Annotated in this window: 19 protein-coding genes and 3 tRNA genes; 11 read left to right on the forward strand and 11 right to left on the reverse strand. The window is 65.0% G+C overall.

The window, feature by feature from the left end; translation table 11 throughout:
• Positions 1–38 precede the first annotated feature (38 nt).
• The gene (locus J0A90_RS16390) at positions 39–200 is read left to right on the forward strand and encodes a hypothetical protein (protein WP_207034493.1); all 162 of its coding nucleotides are present in this window, start codon (positions 39–41) and stop codon (positions 198–200) included.
• Here J0A90_RS16390 and J0A90_RS18785 read toward each other — a convergent pair.
• Positions 169–309, reverse strand: a complete 141-nt coding sequence (locus tag J0A90_RS18785; protein WP_370635805.1) for a hypothetical protein — start codon at positions 307–309, stop codon at positions 169–171. The two genes, J0A90_RS16390 and J0A90_RS18785, sit on opposite strands and share 32 nt — an antisense overlap.
• A 165-nt stretch (positions 310–474) precedes the next feature.
• Between J0A90_RS18785 and J0A90_RS16395 the strand changes: the two genes are divergently transcribed.
• A complete protein-coding gene (locus J0A90_RS16395; protein ID WP_207034494.1) occupies positions 475–1,245 on the forward strand; it encodes a hypothetical protein in 771 nt (256 codons plus the stop codon).
• On the opposite strand, the gene J0A90_RS16400 is transcribed toward J0A90_RS16395, so the two are convergent.
• The 4 genes from J0A90_RS16400 to J0A90_RS18790 form a co-directional block, all read right to left on the reverse strand.
• A complete protein-coding gene (locus J0A90_RS16400; protein ID WP_207034497.1) occupies positions 1,232–2,260 on the reverse strand; it encodes a DUF4917 family protein in 1,029 nt (342 codons plus the stop codon). The genes J0A90_RS16395 and J0A90_RS16400 overlap by 14 nt on opposite strands.
• 349 nt (positions 2,261–2,609) lie before the next feature.
• Positions 2,610–2,951: a hypothetical protein gene (locus J0A90_RS16405; protein ID WP_207034499.1), complete on the reverse strand. Its 342-nt coding sequence runs from the start codon at positions 2,949–2,951 to the stop codon at positions 2,610–2,612.
• A gap of 14 nt (positions 2,952–2,965) precedes the next feature.
• Positions 2,966–3,325 (reverse strand): hypothetical protein, encoded by a 360-nt coding sequence (locus J0A90_RS16410; RefSeq protein WP_207034501.1) that lies wholly within the window; start codon positions 3,323–3,325, stop codon positions 2,966–2,968.
• Positions 3,326–3,525: 200 nt separating this feature from the next.
• On the reverse strand, positions 3,526–4,278 hold the full coding sequence (locus J0A90_RS18790) for a LexA family transcriptional regulator (RefSeq protein ID WP_207034503.1): 753 nt from the start codon (positions 4,276–4,278) through the stop codon (positions 3,526–3,528).
• Positions 4,279–4,413: 135 nt separating this feature from the next.
• Between J0A90_RS18790 and J0A90_RS16420 the strand changes: the two genes are divergently transcribed.
• The 9 genes from J0A90_RS16420 to J0A90_RS16460 all read left to right on the forward strand — a co-directional run bounded on the left by J0A90_RS16420 (position 4,414) and on the right by J0A90_RS16460 (position 11,426).
• Positions 4,414–4,641 (forward strand): hypothetical protein, encoded by a 228-nt coding sequence (locus J0A90_RS16420; RefSeq protein WP_207034505.1) that lies wholly within the window; start codon positions 4,414–4,416, stop codon positions 4,639–4,641.
• Positions 4,642–4,766: 125 nt separating this feature from the next.
• The gene (locus J0A90_RS16425; protein ID WP_207034507.1) at positions 4,767–5,321 is read left to right on the forward strand and encodes an ogr/Delta-like zinc finger family protein; all 555 of its coding nucleotides are present in this window, start codon (positions 4,767–4,769) and stop codon (positions 5,319–5,321) included.
• A gap of 8 nt (positions 5,322–5,329) precedes the next feature.
• On the forward strand, positions 5,330–5,761 hold the full coding sequence (locus tag J0A90_RS16430; protein ID WP_207034509.1) for a hypothetical protein: 432 nt from the start codon (positions 5,330–5,332) through the stop codon (positions 5,759–5,761).
• Positions 5,758–8,205 carry a replication endonuclease gene (locus tag J0A90_RS16435; protein WP_207034511.1) on the forward strand — a complete coding sequence of 816 codons (2,448 nt, stop codon included), beginning with the start codon at positions 5,758–5,760 and terminating at the stop codon, positions 8,203–8,205. The genes J0A90_RS16430 and J0A90_RS16435 overlap by 4 nt, the downstream gene beginning before the upstream one ends.
• A 61-nt stretch (positions 8,206–8,266) precedes the next feature.
• A complete protein-coding gene (locus J0A90_RS16440) occupies positions 8,267–8,494 on the forward strand; it encodes a hypothetical protein (RefSeq protein WP_207034513.1) in 228 nt (75 codons plus the stop codon).
• Positions 8,487–8,702, forward strand: coding sequence for a TraR/DksA C4-type zinc finger protein (locus tag J0A90_RS16445; RefSeq protein WP_207034515.1), 216 nt, complete (start codon positions 8,487–8,489; stop codon positions 8,700–8,702). The genes J0A90_RS16440 and J0A90_RS16445 overlap by 8 nt, the downstream gene beginning before the upstream one ends.
• Positions 8,692–8,940: a DUF4224 domain-containing protein gene (locus tag J0A90_RS16450; protein ID WP_207034517.1), complete on the forward strand. Its 249-nt coding sequence runs from the start codon at positions 8,692–8,694 to the stop codon at positions 8,938–8,940. Before J0A90_RS16445 ends, J0A90_RS16450 begins: the two co-directional genes overlap by 11 nt.
• A gap of 64 nt (positions 8,941–9,004) precedes the next feature.
• A complete protein-coding gene (locus J0A90_RS16455; protein WP_233076872.1) occupies positions 9,005–10,282 on the forward strand; it encodes a hypothetical protein in 1,278 nt (425 codons plus the stop codon).
• A 373-nt stretch (positions 10,283–10,655) separates the two neighbouring features.
• The gene (locus tag J0A90_RS16460; RefSeq protein ID WP_207034520.1) at positions 10,656–11,426 is read left to right on the forward strand and encodes a TSUP family transporter; all 771 of its coding nucleotides are present in this window, start codon (positions 10,656–10,658) and stop codon (positions 11,424–11,426) included.
• 250 nt (positions 11,427–11,676) lie between these two features.
• Here the strand turns inward: J0A90_RS16460 and J0A90_RS16465 are convergent.
• The 6 genes from J0A90_RS16465 to J0A90_RS16490 all read right to left on the reverse strand — a co-directional run bounded on the left by J0A90_RS16465 (position 11,677) and on the right by J0A90_RS16490 (position 15,908).
• Positions 11,677–11,752: transfer RNA gene (locus J0A90_RS16465), tRNA-Thr, on the reverse strand.
• 21 nt (positions 11,753–11,773) lie between these two features.
• A tRNA-Gln gene (locus J0A90_RS16470) sits at positions 11,774–11,848 on the reverse strand.
• Between the two features lie 6 nt (positions 11,849–11,854).
• Positions 11,855–11,930 (reverse strand) — tRNA-Phe (locus J0A90_RS16475).
• 91 nt (positions 11,931–12,021) lie between these two features.
• The gene (locus J0A90_RS16480; RefSeq protein ID WP_207034522.1) at positions 12,022–12,294 is read right to left on the reverse strand and encodes an oxidative damage protection protein; all 273 of its coding nucleotides are present in this window, start codon (positions 12,292–12,294) and stop codon (positions 12,022–12,024) included.
• A 14-nt stretch (positions 12,295–12,308) separates the two neighbouring features.
• Positions 12,309–13,394: an A/G-specific adenine glycosylase gene (mutY, locus tag J0A90_RS16485; protein ID WP_207034524.1), complete on the reverse strand. Its 1,086-nt coding sequence runs from the start codon at positions 13,392–13,394 to the stop codon at positions 12,309–12,311.
• 87 nt (positions 13,395–13,481) lie between these two features.
• Positions 13,482–15,908 carry an AsmA family protein gene (locus J0A90_RS16490; RefSeq protein ID WP_207034526.1) on the reverse strand — a complete coding sequence of 809 codons (2,427 nt, stop codon included), beginning with the start codon at positions 15,906–15,908 and terminating at the stop codon, positions 13,482–13,484.
• Positions 15,909–16,117: the final 209 nt, after the last annotated feature.

Below are 16,117 nucleotides of genomic sequence, written 5' to 3' on the forward strand. Positions count from 1 at the left end.
GCCGATGATGACAAGGTTCATGATCCACAGGAAAAACGATGAGCAGCATCAACGGCATCGCGCTATCGTCGAAGAAATCGCCCCTCACCCACTGGGTCGTCGTCTGCGAGGAGTGGCGCGCCCTGGTCGACCGCTACTCCCGCGTACTGGGCGGCGAAGAGAACATCTTCAGAGCCGGCCCGCTTCCACCTGAGCATTGATTGGCGTCGGCGCCGTCTCTCCCGCCCACTTTGGCTGGTAGCCCCACCACACGCTATCGAAGGCCAGCTGCGGATCAGCGGCCCGGCGGCGAACGGCACCCACCCACATCCCCGGCGCCACGTTGTAGCGCGGGGTTCGCGGGTCATCGATGCGAAGCTCACCGACGCGATGAGCGAATTACGGGTAGGTGCTGTAAAGTGAGAAACGGCTGAAAATTCAGCAGTCCTCAGTTATCTTGGCCAAGAACTCATATCATTGTGAAGCAGTCATAAAATGGATAGCAAAGAAAACAAAGAGACTATGAAATTATCGCTATCAAAAACGCGACAGATCCACATCCAAGAACACACAGCAATAAAAAGCGTGTTAATAGTTGCGGCATCCGCAAATGTGACAGCTTATATCTATGCATTCATTTACTGGCACACACTAGGCATTGAACTACCTAGATTCGGAAGTATTACCCAAGCATTTGACATAGCAGGCGGCAACATAGTATTTTATGTTTTTCTCAATGGCCTATTTTTCTTGTCAGCAATTGCATCAAAAATAGAAGGGCTTTGGCCAAGACTGGAAGGAAAAATTGAAAAAAAGCAGGCAATAGTGTCGAGAATACTGGTGTACTCCCCATTTTTTGCTGCACCGCTGTTTTATATAACACAATTAAAAATTGACAACCCTACGTTGAGCTCAACTATAGCACATCCCTTTGCAGCCTCTTTAATAATGACTTGTCCTGCGATATATCTAAAGCTGGAAGAAAAAATTGACATTAAAGACAAAGCCACGCTATTTGTCGGGGTCACGGCGTTAGTGACAGGCTTTTATTTTTGCTTAGCCTTTCCAGTTGGAGAGGCAAAGAAAGATCTACGAGAGCCAAAAGGGACGTTGCAAACAATAGACGGGAGGAACTACTACCTCATCAACAGGGTTCAAGACTACAACATGGTACTAGCGAAGCCTGGGGACGATAAAATCATCGTAATTCCATCTCCGCAGGTAGCCCGGATAATCTATGACGTTAACAGATTCAAACAGGATTAGGCACGGGATGACTCCAACACCCGGGGCTGTCACTGTGAAAAAAATCAATTTCCACATCTAGAGAAACCCGCTGCCTTATTACGCGACTAATGCGCTCACAGTAATCTTCATCATTATTATAAACTGATACTGCGACACGATTAGGAGCCGCTTTCTTCAAGGCTTTCAAGATATGCAAGTCTTGGGAACCAAAGTCCCACCCATAGACCGTAAGCGAATCACATGGCTGAGTTAGAGCCTCGAAATATACTGTGGACAAATACTGACTTGAACGAATTGACTCCAACTTCTCTTCAGAGCGCCCTTCACTCACAAACACTGGGATCAAGCCAGCATCATTCCAACGATTTGTAATCTCATCCAACAGATTCAACTCATTGCGGACAGAAATTTTTATATCTAATCCCGAGTTTCCTTTTACAAGGGAAAGGCACCCATGAGGATAAAAAACTAGTGTCACATGGTTGTTGGCATCCCTATATGGAGCACGGTATTCTTCCCAATCGGAGTCAAATCTATTACCTTCGGCGGAACGAACTGTAAAGCAGTCTTTGACCTCATAGCCATCACGCAAATCTCTTCCATACATGACAGCCCAATAAACAATAAGGTCATAATTCAATGCCGCGACGGTTTTAAACTGTCGTATGAAGTTGTATACATTCCGTATCGTGTTTTGTTGATCAACTACGGCGTATTCGGGATGTACAGCTCTAACAGACCTAACTAACGCATCGCGTATCTGAGTATATGCATCTTGCACTCTGTGATGTTCTACTTCAAAAACCTCATTTACCAACGATGTTTGCCATAACTTTCTCAAAACGTACTCAAAATCCGCTGTTTCAAATCGATCGAATAAATCCTGATGCCCTCCATCGAAGATACCAATTTCAGCGGCTCGCTCTTTCAAATTGTTATACGCAAATCCGTTATTGATGGCCCTGCTTGCCCCATTCCCAAGAAGAAGCAAGTCGGAATATCGGCATTTGATCTCGTTCCACTGATAGATCATTATCACCCCCTCATTTATCCGCCCCCTTGCCCGCTAACAATTTATTCTCTTATTGCTTCGCCGCAAAGCCATAAAACTGTCCTTATATAAATGTAGACCACCAGGTTAGAAAATCCGCCCCACCTTGCGCCAGCACTGAGCGATGATCTCCACCGAGACGAGGCCGTCGGGCTTTATCAGCTTCCGCTCATACGCGGGTTATCGCTACGCCGATCATACGCAGCACGGGCCTCCCCCCTAACCACCAGTCCCTTATACAGCAACTGCTAACGCCACCACACCCACACCCCACCCGCTTTGGTCGTAGGCGATCACCCCAGCGGCCGGGCGGCCACCGGGGCGTGGGGCATCACTCGAAGTTGAACGACTGGCGGTTGTTCGCCGCGTTCGTCTCCATCTGCACACAGCCGTAAAGGGTGCTGTAGCTGCCACTTGGGGTGCCGACGTTGGCGATGTCGTTGCAACCCTGGCGCATGCTGGCCGGGAGCTTCGTCCACACGGGCTTGAGGTTGTTATAAGCGGACTGCTCCATCCGAATGCAGCCGTTATACGTCAGGTTGCTGAAGCTGCCGCCAACTTGCGCCACCTGGTTGCAGTAGGCTTCGACGTCATAGCGCGGCAGCTTGTCGGCATGGGCGGTGCCAGCCATCAGCGAGGCCAGCAGCAGGCCGCCCAGAGCAAGGCGTTTCATGGCACTTCCTTCTCTCAGCTCAGGGTCTGCACAGCGCTCTGGACGTAGCTCGGGGTGAGCTGGCCGTACTCGAACGAGGCCTTGGCGCTGTCGTCGTGGAAAGCGGCGCCGAGGATGCCCAGGCCGATGAAGTAGATCACCGGGGAGACGATCAAGCTGACGATGAGCTGGGTGATGCCCATGCCGGTGCGCCCGCGGGTGATCACCACGATGGCGACGATGAAGGCGACGAGGTTGAGCGGCCAGCCGACGAAGACGCCGAGGCCGGGGAGCGGCACCAGAAAGCAGAGCCAGGTGACGATCAGCAGCGCCCAGACAGCTTTGACAGGCGCGGATTTGCTGCCAGCGGCAGCGGGGGTGGTGGTGTCGGTCATGTAGTCGATTCCCTTGCGGTATGGCGCAGCTCTAGCGGCCGCTTGTTGCCGGTGTGCGGGCTTGATGCCCGTCGCTTCCGGTAGATCCTTGGTACAACTGTCGCGCTCATGTCCCAACCCTCGGGCGATGGGCGCGCGGAGAAGCCCACGTCGCCTACCGGCTATCCGTGGGCCACCCCTTCGGACGGCACCTCATGCCGTCAGAATACCCGCCCCACCTTCCTCCAGCACTGCCCGATGATCTCCACCGAGGCGAGGTCGTCGGGCTTGATCAGTTCGCGCTCGTAGGCCGGGTTGTCGCTGATCAGTATCCAGGCGCCGCCGGCGACGCGCTGCACCCGCTTGAGGCGTAGCTCGTCATCCATGCGCAGCAGGAAGACGCCATCCGGCGTGCGCTGGGCGCGGTTGACCAGCACCTGCTCGCGGTCGCGGATGGTGTCGCCCATGGAGTCGCCGCGGGCGGTGACGCCGACCACCTGGGCGGGGTCGACGCCGTCGGCCTCGAACAGCGCGGCGGGCAGGTAGAAGGTCGCTTCGATGCGCTCGGCGTCGAAGATGCGCCCCGCGCCGGCGGCGGCTTCGATGTCGTACATCGGCACCGGCAGCGTGCCGTTGGGGTGAAGATCAGCGCCGCTCGAAGCGCGGTCGCCGCTCAGATAATGAATCCCCGCCTCGCGCACGCCCTCGGGTGCCGCGGGGGGATTAGCCGCCCAGGCGGCATCCCCCGCCGCGCTCTGGCCCTGGCTCTGACCCGCCAAGACGATACCCGTCAAGACAAAGTGCACATCCACGCCGGCGCCGGCGGCGGCTTCGAGGTACTCCGCTCGCGGGCTGCGCTCGCCACTCTCGTAGCTCGCCTGGGCGCGCTTGGAGACGCCGCACAGCCGCGCCAGCTCTTCCTGCGACAGGGAAAGCCGGTGTCTCTCCTGCTTGAGGCGGTCAGAAACGTGCACTTTTCTCCCTCTCACCCTTTGACAATTGCACGTTCGCGCAATAGCCTCTCCTATTAGATGCACAAACGTGCACTCAGCACCGCCCCGGACCTCCCGGCGCCGACGTGCTCAAGATTCCACAAGGGAGAATATCACATGACGTCTCAGTCGCCCGTTAACCGCTCGCCCAACGGCTGCCGCTGCCAGGTGATGACCCAGCTCACCCCGGCGGAGCGCGACCGCTTCAAGGCGCTCGCCGCCGAGGAGGGGCGTTCGCTCTCGGCCACCGTGCGCCTGCTCGCGCTGCGCGGTCTGGCCCAGCAGGAAGCGGCACCGCTGGCCGCCCCCGGTGCCCGCCACGCCGACACCGCCGGTGCGTCCTAGGGCACAGGTCGAATGCATGAACGTGCCGGTGGGTGAACGTACCGACGCATGAACGTGCCTGTGCCGGTCGATCTCCCGGTGTCGCTTGTCTTCTCTCTTCTTCTCTCTTGGTGAGGTGAGCGCCGATGCGCAATCTCTGGACCTGCCCTGAATGCGGCGCGCCGAGCCGGCTGCGCCACTCCCGGCATCTGCCGGGCGGGCCCGATACGAGCTACCAACAGTGCACCGAGCCGGCCTGCGGCTGGTGCGGCCAGGCGCAGCACAGCGTGCGCAAGACCACCACGCCCTCGGCGCTCACCCCGGCGGCCCAGCTGGCCCGCCAGCAGGTGGTGGCGGCCACGGATACCGATGAGACCCGCCCGCAGTGGCGCTGCCCGGCGTGCCACTCGCGCTGCCGGGTGCGCTCTTCCAAGCAGCTGCTGCCGGACTACCGGATGGCCTATCTGCACTGCACCTTCGGCCCCTGCGGCTGGATCGGCCAGGGCGATTACGTGGTGCTGGAGACGGTGAGCCCCAGCGGCATTCCCAACCCGGGCTATGCCCGCCGTCTGGCGGCGCATCTGCCCTACCGCCCGGCCCCGGCCGCCGCGCCGCTGCCGACCCGTGAGGCTGAGGTCGTCGAGCCCGCCACCGAGACCGACGCCGCCACGCCCACACGCGCCACGCCCCGGCATCCGTGAGGTCCGCCATGCGCGCTCCCCAACGCCTCTCGTCTCCCGTTCAGCCGCCAGCCGACGTCCAGCCGGATGGCCGCGCCGGCTTCGGTGCCCTGCGCGCCGAGCTGCACGCGCGCTGTGCCGATGAGGATCTGGCCGCGCTGTGGGCCGGGCTGAAGCTGGGCGAGCGCAAGGCGATCGCCGCCAGCGCCGGGCTGCATCCGCGGGATGCCGAGGCCGCCATTGCCGCGCTGAGCCAGGTGGAGCGCGATGCGATCCGCGCTGCCATCGGCCGCATGAGCCGCTATGCCCAGGCGCTGCACGCCTGCCTGGGTAGCCAGCCGAACGCCCGCCAGCCGCACCCCAGCCGGGCGCTGGCCGCCAACGCCCGCCGCGCGCTGGATCGCGGCGATACCCCCGGCGCCCGCCACTGGCTGGGGCTGATCGAACGAGGGGAGCCGTGAGCGCAATCGAGACGTCTCATACCTTCGGCACCCCCGAGTGCCGGCAGTGGCGTCAGGGCTTCTTCGAGCGCCTGCCGTCGCTGGCCGAGGCACTGGCCGCCGGCTTCGTCGCGGTGGCCACTCGCCACGGCAACACTGCCGGCAACCGCTGGCTGGCACGTCGGGCCGCTGGGCTGATCGAGCCGGAGCGGGTGTGCCGGCGCTTTCCGCCCCTGGCCGCCGACCTGCGCCGCGCCTTCGCGGAGCTGCGCTGCCAGGCCGAGACGCCGCTGGACGGTATCGCCGCCGGCTGTGCCTGGCTGGAGACGGTCGAGCGCCGCCTGACCCTGGGCGCCTTCAACGCCAGCCACGACGATGACGCCCTGATCGACTACGCCCGCGCCCAGGCCCGGGGCGTGGAGGACGTGCACCATCAGCTCGTCGCCAATATCGCCAACCACAACCGCCGCCAGCGCCTGGGCCTGCTGCCGCCACCGCGCCGCCTGCCGCGGCTGCCGGGGTCGAGCCTCTCCGCCCAGGCCCGGGCTCGCGCCGGGCTGATCGCCAGTGGCCCCAACCCGCTGACCCCGCCGCACCCCGGCGTGCCGCTGCTGTCTCTCTTTACCTGGCAGCGCGCGCCGCTGATGACCCTGGCCGTGGCCGACAGCCTGGCGCTGGAACGCGCCCGGACCCGCGCCCGCCACCACGGCATCGCCCCGCCCAGCCTGCGCTTGAAGCCGGCGGCCCAGCTCGCCCGCTTGAGCTGTGAGCGCTGGTGGCAGCGCCAGTTGCGGCGTCTCGCCGGGCGGCGCCTGGAGCAGGTGCTGCGCGAAGCGCGCCGAGTGCACAAACGTGCAGGCATTTACTGCAGCGAGCTGACGCTCACTCGCCGCCGCGCCCAGAAGGTGCGCAACCGTGCGCTGCTGGAGACGCTGGAGGCGATCAACCAGGCGGGCCAGACCTACACCCTGGCCGAGCTGGCCGAGCTGGGGCTGGCCAACCCGGACCACCGCCGCGCCGAGCTGATGCTGCGCATCCGAGATACCGAGGTCGAAGCGCGGCGCCTGGGCCATGTCGGGCTCTTCTTCACCCTGACCGCGCCCAGCCGCTTCCACCCGGTGCTCGCCGCCAGCACCCAGCGCAACCCGAAGTACGACGGCAGCACCCCGCGCGAGGCGCAGCAGCATCTGCAGGCGCTGTGGGCCAAGGCGCGCGCCTCGCTGGCCCGGGAGGGCCTGGGCATCTACGGCATCCGCGTGGTCGAGCCGCACCACGACGGCACCCCCCACTGGCACCTGCTGGTGTGGGCCAAGCCCGAACACGCCGCGGCGGTGACGGCGACACTGCGCGGCTACGCCGAGGCGGAATCGCCGGAAGAGCTCTACGACCGCACCGGCAATAAGACGGATGCGCGCTTCAAGGCCGAGACCATCGACCCCGCCCGCGGCACCGCCGCCGGCTACGTGGCCAAGTACATCTCCAAGAACCTCAACGGCGAGCAGTTCGCCCGTGCCGGGGTCGAAGGCGACCACCTCGACCGCTACGGCCAGGCGCTGACCGACGCCGCCCCGCGCATCGAGGCGTGGGCGGCGACCTGGGGCATCCGCCAGTTCCAGTTCCTGGGCCTGCCCAGCGTCACCGTGTGGCGCGAAGTCAGAAGACTGACCGAGCGCCAGACGGAGGCTCTGGACCAGTGGGAAGCCGCCACCCGCCCGCGCCCCAGCATCGCCCGAGTGCTGCGCCGGGTGCGCGCCGCCGCCCTGGCCGGCCAGTGGGACCGCTATCTGCGTCTGATGGGCGGGCCCAACGCGCCGCGCAAGTGCCAGCCGATCAAGCCGTGGTCGATCCCCGCCTTCCGCCGGTCCCAGACGGGCGAAGACGCCTTCAGCCACGCCAGCGGCGAGGTCGACCCGGGGCGGATCGAACGCGGCCGCTACGGCGACGAGATCCGCGTGCCCAAGGGGCTGGTGGTCAGCGACCGCCGGGGCCACACGGCCGAGTACCTCACCCGCCTCTACCGCTGGGAGGTGCGCCCCAAGCGCGGCCTGGCCATGGGCGGGGTGGGTGGATTTTCGGGAGGCGGCGCAGCCGCCGACCCTTGGACTTGTGTCACTAACTGTACGGCCCCCGAAGCCGGTCCGAGCTGTACGGACCCCGCTTCTTATACGACCAAGACGCGTCCGGTCTGTACGGACCCCGCTTCCCAAACCAACACGCCGCCGAGCCCGGTGCCGCGCCATCTGCTCACTCCGCGCGAGCCGAGCCCAGAAGCGCTGGCCGAGCAGCTCGCCCGTTACCACGCCTGGCGCGCCAGCGAAGCCGCCCGCGCCGAGGTGGAAAACGCCGACCACGAGCAGCGCCTGATCCGTGCCCTCGCTCGGCGCCACACATCACGCCCACCGGCGCCCACCGCCGGCCGCTTCGCCGGGCCGAGCGCCGGTGACGGCATGCCCGCGACCCGCTGACCCGGAGAGCCCCATGACCCCGACGACGAATACGACCCTGAACCCGAACAGGAGCCAAAACATGACCTTGACCCAGACCCACCCCGCCAGCGGCGCCGAGAAGATCGCCCGCGGCACCCTGCAGGAAGCCGGCGAGCTGGCCGTGCTCAGCGACATGAGCGGCGCCACCCGCCACCGCTACGCCCTGGTGATCGCCTTCGACAGTGAAGAAGCGCTGCGCCAGGCCGTGACCCACCACCGCTGCGCCTACCGCGATGGCCAGCACGTTCAGGAGCTGACCCATGGCTGATCTGGCCGACAACGCCGGCGCTGTGATCGAGCGCCATCTCGCCCAGTCGCTGGCCCGCCACCGGCTGCCCGAGGCCCAGACCGGCGCCCCCGAGTGCGCCGATTGCGGCGAGGAGATTCCCGCCGCCCGGCGCGCCGCCGCGCCCTGGACCGACACCTGCATCGACTGCCAGTCGCTGCGCGAACGGAGGCTTCGCCATGTGCGCTGATCGAGCCTTGAGGGATACCGACACCAGCCCGCATTCCGGCGTGCTCGGCTGCGAGGCGCTACGCCAGATCACCGGCTACCAGCGCCCGGCGGATATCGCCCGCTGCCTGCGCGAGCAGGGCGTGCGGGTGTTCCACGGCCGCCGCGGGCCCTGGACCACCCTCGACCTGATCAATCAGGCCGGCGGGCTCGGCGGCCACGCCGCCAACGACACCCTCGACCCGCGCCAGGTGCTGTGACCTGGCGCGTCACGCGACCCGAACCAGACCCAAGCCAGACCTGAACCAGAACAAGGAAGCCACCATGCCCGCTGCTCTCTATACCGCCCGAAGCTGCGGTGAAGCGCGCCATACCGCCCGACCCCGCGGTGAAGCTGATAACGCCGCGCGATCGTCAGCCGCCCAGCCCCGCGGCGAGAGCGGTGAGAGCGGCCGCCGGCGCTATCACCCGGCGATCCCCGCGCATATCGACCAGACACGGCTGCCGCCGGGGATCTACTTCGATGCCCGGGGGCGCGGGCGCTGGTACCTGCAGTACCGCGACGAGGCCAACCGCCTGCGCCGGCGCAACGTCGCCGACGCCCAGGCGACCCTGGACGAGCTGCGCCAGATCGCCACCGAGCGCGACGGGCTCGCGCGCGACTCGCTGGCCTATCTCGCCGCCGCCTTCCACGCCGCCGAGCAGTTCCAGCAGCTCGCCCCGCGCACCCAGCAGGACTACGCCTGGTGCCGCAAGCTGCTGATCGAGATGCCGACCAAGCTGGGCAAGCCCCTGGGCGAGCTGCCCACGCGCCAGTTCCAGCCGGCGCTGGTGCAGCGTCTGGTCGACCGCATCGCCAGCGACGGCACCCCGGCCAAGGCCAACCACCTGCTGCGCTACCTGCGCCGGCTGTTCCGCTGGGGCATCAACCGCGGCTACTGCGACACCAACCCGGCGCGCGGCGTCGAAGCCGCCCGTGAGCGCCGCCGCCGCCGGCTGCCCGAGCTGGAGACCATCGAAGCGCTGACCGCCTTCGCCCGCGAACGCGGCCAGCGCCGCCGGGGCGAGGCCGGCGCCTGCGCCCCCTATCTCTGGATCGTGATGGAGCTGGCCTATATCTGCCGCCTGCGCGGGATCGAAGTGGTCACCCTCACCGATGCCCACCACACCCCGGCGGGCGTGCACACCAACCGCCGCAAGGGCAGCCGCGACAGCGTGATCCGCTGGTACCCGCGCCTGCGCCACGCCTGGGACGCCGCCACCCGCCACCGCGACGCCCTGTGGCGCGCCCGCGCCCTGCCGGTACCCAAGGAGGCCGCCGCGCGCCCGCTGATCGTCGCCGCCGACGGCGCCGCGCTGCAGAAATCGAGCCTCGACAGCGCCTGGCAGCGCTTCATCCGGCTCGCCATCGCCGAGCGTGTGATCCGCCCCGAGCAGCGCTTCGGCCTGCACGACCTCAAGCGCCGCGGCATCACCGACACCGCCGGCACCCGCCACGACAAGCTCGAAGCCAGCGGCCACCGCTCGGCGGCGATGATGGACGTCTACGACCTGAGCGTCCCCCTCGTCCCCTGGCCCGGCTATCGCGCCGAGGCTGTCTGAGACGTGGTGAACAGAGGCGCGGTGACCCGAGGTGCGGAGACAAGAGACGACACCCGCCGACGCGACAACCCCCGATCGAACACCCCGGCGCCGGGCCCAGCCCGCGCGCTGTCACGACGACACGGGCTCAACAAGCGGCCGGAAACTCATGGGTATCGAGATCGATCAAGCACACGTCCTGACCTTCGACGGGTAACCCGGGAAGCGGGCCAAGCGCATCATCCAATCGCCACTCACCTTCCGAGTGATCGGGGAATAAGGACAGGGTGGCGCTGTGGGATAATCGCCTCGTCCATCACCCTGCGGTCAACGACTATCATGGCGCGCTACGGGTCATGGACCGGATCACCGTCAACGACCGGGAGCTCGAGGCATGACCGTCTTCACCTTTCTGAGCGAACACCTGCTGATCACGCTGTTCGTGGTCGCCATCTTCGCCGGCTTCATCGACGCCATCAGCGGCGGCGGCGGGCTCATCTCCCTGCCCGCCATGCTGCTGCTGGGCATTCCACCCTCGCTCGCGCTGGGGACCAACCGGCTGCAGGCCAGCATCGGCGAAGCGACCTCCTTCGCCACCTACCTGCGCCACGGTCAGCTCGACCGGGAGCTGGTGATCGGCGGCATGCTGTTCACCGCGCTCGGCGCCCTGGCCGGCACCGGCGTCGCGCTGATCGCCTCCCACGCGCTGCTCGATACCCTGATCCCGTTCCTGATGCTGGCGATCCTGCTCTACACCCTGTTCTCGAAGCAGCTACGCCAGGACCTGCCGGCCAGGAAAGTCATGCCGACCCCGGTCTACCTGGTCGCGTTCGGCCTGCTCATCGGCTTCTACAACGGCTTCTTCGGCCCCGGCACCGGCGCCCTGTGGGTCTTCTCGCTGCTCATCCTGCAGGGCATGAGCATCAAGCACGCCTCGATGACCTCGAAACCGCTCAACCTGACCGGCAACGTCGTCTCGCTGGCCTTCTTCATGGCCGCGGGCAGCGTCAACTACGCCATCGGGCTCGCCATGGGCGCCGGGCAGATCCTCGGCGCCTACCTCGGCAGCCACCTGGTCATGCGCAACGGCTCGTCGATCGTCAGGCCGCTGTTCATCGTCGTCACCGGCATCATGACGGCGCGGATGTTCTACCAGAACCTGTGACCGCGTGCCGGCTCGGCTCAGACACGCACACTCGCCCGATCGGCGCGGCCGCTTTCAAAGACCGGGTCGGGTCGGGTCGGGTCGGGTCGGGTCGGGTCGGGTCGGGTCGGGTCGGGTCGGGTCGGGTCGGGTCGGGTCGGCAATACGGTGGGACGTCTGCTACGCGGGGCTGATACGCAGACACAAAAAAACCGCCATTTAGGCGGTTATCTTCAAGGCTAAAAAGCCTTGTCAATCAATCTCTAAGCTCTGGTGCCGACACCAGGAGTCGAACCCGGGACCTACTGATTACAAGTCAGTTGCTCTACCAACTGAGCTATGTCGGCGAGCATAGAGATGTTGGCAAATGGCTGGGGTACCAGGATTCGAACCTGGGAATGCCGATACCAAAAACCGGTGCCTTACCACTTGGCGATACCCCAGCAGCGTGGTGGCCAGAGACGGAATCGAACCGCCGACACGGGGATTTTCAATCCCCTGCTCTACCAACTGAGCTATCTGGCCCTTGCCAACGGGGACGAATTAAACCAGTAAGACTTTCACGGGTCAAGCCTTTTATTTCAAAAAGATGGAATCGCTTTCGCCCGCGCTGAAATCACTGGCTCGGCGGCACGTAGCCTTCGGCGTGATCGGTCTCCTGGTTGTCGAAGAAGCGCTCCATCTGCGCCATCAGGTAGGCGCGCGCTTCAGGGTCGAGCATGTTGAGATGCTTCTCGTTGATCAGCCGGGTCTGCTGGGCCTGCCACTCTTCCCAGGCGCGCTTGGAGACGTTCTGTTGAATCTCCTGGCCCTTGGCGCCGGGCAGCGGTGGAAACGGCAGGGCTTCGAGCTCCTGCTGGTACTTGCGGCAGAATACGGTACGAGCCATGGGTCACTCCTGTGTCAGTCGGTGGTCGTGGGTGTCTGGGCCAGCTTGTCGAGCAGGGTCTTCACCGGCGCGGCCAGGCCGATATCGCCGGGGTCCGCAGGATCCACCCAGCGCTCGTCGGCGCCTTCGGCGATGCGGGTCGCCAGCGTGGCATCGCTGGCCGTGGCTGGGCAAGGCGTGATATCGAGGCGGAAGTGAGTGAAGACGTGGGTAAACGGTTGCCAGGCGCGAGCCAGATGCACGCCGGTGTAACGCGCCAGCCAATCGCGCAGCGCCTCACCATCGTCGAACTGGGGAAAGCACCAGAGACCGCCCCATAGCCCCGTCGGCGGGCGCTGACGCAGCAGAACCCGGCCGCTGGAGTCCTGCAGCATGAGCATCTGGGTGCTGCGCGTGGGGATCTCACGCTTGGGCTTGGACCCCGGATAGTCGCGCTCACGCCCCTGCGCATGCGCTACGCAGACGTCTTCGAACGGGCACAGCAGGCAGCTGGGTTTCCCCCGGGTACAGATCATCGCTCCCAGATCCATCATCGCCTGGGTGTAGTCAGGCAGTCGCTCGTGGGGCGTATAGCGCTCGGCCAGCGTCCACAGCCGTGCCAGCACGTCGCTGCGCCCGGGCCAGCCCTCCACCGCATGCAGCCGCGCGAGGACACGCTTGACGTTACCGTCGAGAATCGCCGCGCGCCGACCGCTGGTAATACTGATGATCGCACCGGCGGTGGAGCGGCCGATCCCGGGCAACGCGGTCATCGCATCAAGGTCATGGGTCGGAAATTCGCCAGCGTAGTCCTCGACCACCTGCCGCGCGGCCTTGTGCAGGTTACGCGCACGGGCGTAGTAGCCAAGCCCAGTCCACAGATGCAGTACGTCGTCCTGCGGCGCCTCGGCGAGCGTCTGAACGTTGGGGAAGCGCGCCATGAAGCGCTCAAAGTAAGGTACTACAGTAGCGACCTGGGTCTGCTGCAGCATGATCTCGGAGACCCAGACACGGTAGGCGGTCTTGTTCTGCTGCCACGGCAGCGTCTTACGCCCATGCAGATCGAACCAGTCGAACACGCGGCGCTGGAACGCCTCGGTCGATAACGCAAACTCAGCCAAACGGCACCTCGGATCAGCGGATGGCGACAGGGGATGATCGCAAAGCGCCGACGAGACGTCGGCGCAGGAATTGGTCAGCAGTGGCGGTCACTTGAACAGGCCACGGATCTTGTCGCCGAGTTCCTGGGAGGCGCCATCGCCCAGGGCGTCGTCGATCTTGCGCCGGGTCTTGTCATCGAGCTTGTCATCGAGCACTTCATCGACTCGCTTGCCGGCCTTGCGCTTGGCTTCGTCCTCGGCGAGCGCCCCCAGCGAACGCTGGAACGCCTCGCGGTCGAAGCTGCACCAGCTGGCCGGCGCGTCTGTCAGGCTGCCCTGGCAGCGGATCGGGAAGTCGATTCGCGCCAGGCGCGGGTTGACGCTGCAGGCGGCCTGATCGGCGGTATCCTGCAGGCGGGCCGCGGCGCGATAGTCGAGCCGGTCGGTGACCAGATTGACCTCACCTTTGCCACTCAGGCTCACCCCGGGGATAGCGATATCGAGATCGTCGTTGTGCGCCACGCCATCTTTCACCACTACGGTGGCTTGTAGCCGATCGAAGGCGGTGTCCGGGCTCCACTCGCGCTCGGACTGCTTGCCCTCCAGCGTGGCAACGGCCGTACACAGCTGCTTCGGCACGTTGACGTCGAGCATGGCGCCGTCATCGATGCGCAGTGCCGCCTGGCCATTGAGGTTCTGCTGGATCCCAGCAATGGTGTTGGTGCGCGAGTCGAAATCGCCCTGCAGGCTGAGCGTGCCGCGCAGCGGCGAGGCCTTGCCACTCACATCCTGGTACAGCGGCGCCAGTTGAACACCCTGCAGACGCTCGGTGAAGGAGAGTTGAATGGGCGACTGACGCAGATCGAGCGCGCTGGAGGCCTTGACGCTACCGTCGTAGAGGTTGGCACTCAGCGAATCGATCCGCTGGCGCCCATCGCTGCCGCTGGTGGCCAATGCAACGTCGCTGAGCTTGGCGCCCTTGAACGTGAGCGCGTCGAGCGTCAGATGCCCTTCCTGTTTCAGATGGGCGAGCCAGTCCACGGGCAGCAGCCCAGCCTCTTCGCCGGCCGCCAGCGCCGGCGCGATGCCGAGGCTACCGAGCCAAGCAGTGGCCTTGTCAGAGGCCTTCGCGTCATTCTGCCCCGGTGCGCCGCTGCTCGCCGCCGCCGCCGGCGGCAGGTAGGCATCGAGATCGAGTTTGTCGCCCTCGAGATCGAAGTTCAGCGCGCTGCCGTCATAGGCCGCGCCGAGCGAGCCGCGCAGTTGGGTCTGATCGAGCGTGAGCTGGAGATCGGAGAGGTCGATGCGCCGCGCATCACCGGAGAAGGGGCCACTCAGCGAGAACGAGGTCAGAGCCTTGTCATCGGCGCTGCGCACGTCGACACCAAAGCGGGTGAGCCAGTCGCGCAGCGAGAGCGGCGCCAGATTCAGCCGCCCCTGATAGTGCGGGTCGCTATCCAGTGCGGTGATCTTGGCATTACCGCTGAGGTCGAGATTGTCGTCCCCGGTCAGTGCCACATTGCTCAGCTCGGCAGTGGCGGCATTAAGGTCGGCACTGGCGTCGAGCTTGAGATCGAGCGACAGCGGCGACTTCTGCAGCGCCGGTGAGGAGATTGCCGCCCCCAGCTGGACACCTTCGGCGCGGTACTGACGCTGACGCGTATCGGCCACCAGGCTGGCGATTTTCAGGTTGCCACTCTGGGCCTGTTCGGCGATATCGGGCAGCTGCGCCTTGCCGTTGAGCGTGACCTTGTCGAAGGTGTAACGCCCGGCGCTCAGATCCATACGCATCTGGCTCTTCAACTGCACGTTGCCGTTCATCCTGGGCTGCTCGCCCGAGAGATCGAAAGAGAGTTGCAGCGGGAACGAAGATTGCGGACTGACGTTACTGCTGGTCAGCGACAGATTGGAGAGCGTGACATCCAGCGGGCGCCGCGGGTCGACGTAATGCACCCGGCTGTTGGAGACCTGGACGTTGGCGATATCGAACGCCACCGGCTGGCTGTCGCCACCGGCCTGACCACCGCTATCACTCTTAGCACTGCTCTCAGCCTGACCACCGTTCGTGGACTCGGCGCTACCGGCATTTTTGCCCGTGGCGTCGGCGGCAGCGTCACGCTGGGCAAGACGGTCGAGCAGCGTCTGCCAGTTGCCCCGGCCCTGGGCGTCGCGCACCAGGTTGAGACGCATACCATCGAGAATCAGGCCATCCACCGAGACATCGCCGCTCAGCAGCGGCGCGAAGGCGACACTCACCTCGGCCTGGTCGAAGGCGACGAAGGGCTCGTCGTCGTGGGACTGACGCGGAAGCCAGGCCTCGGCGTCGGCCACGCTGACCCCGATGCGCGGGTAGAAGCTCCATGACAGCGGACCATCCAGGCGCAGCTCGAGCCCACTCTGATCGCGTACCGCCTCGATCAGCCGCGGCTTGAGATCGTTGGGATCGAAGAAGGTGGTGATATAGACCACCGCAGCCACCACCACGATGCCCAGCACGCCGACGGCCGCGAGCAGCGCTCTAATCAATCCTTTCATGCGCGCCGGACCTCCTTGACAGCGTAGCCCGCTCGCGGGGCCAGGAATGGTGGGCGGGTATCTCGACGACACCCCACTAGGGTATCGCTGGTTCGCGCGGCTTCCGGCATGCCTCCTGTCTCTCCCTGTCAACGCGGCGGCCCGGCCGAGGCCGCTCTGTGATCCCCGCATTGTAGCGGATGCCCGGGGCGATTCTCTATAATGGCCGA

It is taken from the genome of Salinicola sp. DM10, assembly GCF_017306975.2.
In the GTDB taxonomy this organism is placed as follows: domain Bacteria; phylum Pseudomonadota; class Gammaproteobacteria; order Pseudomonadales; family Halomonadaceae; genus Salinicola.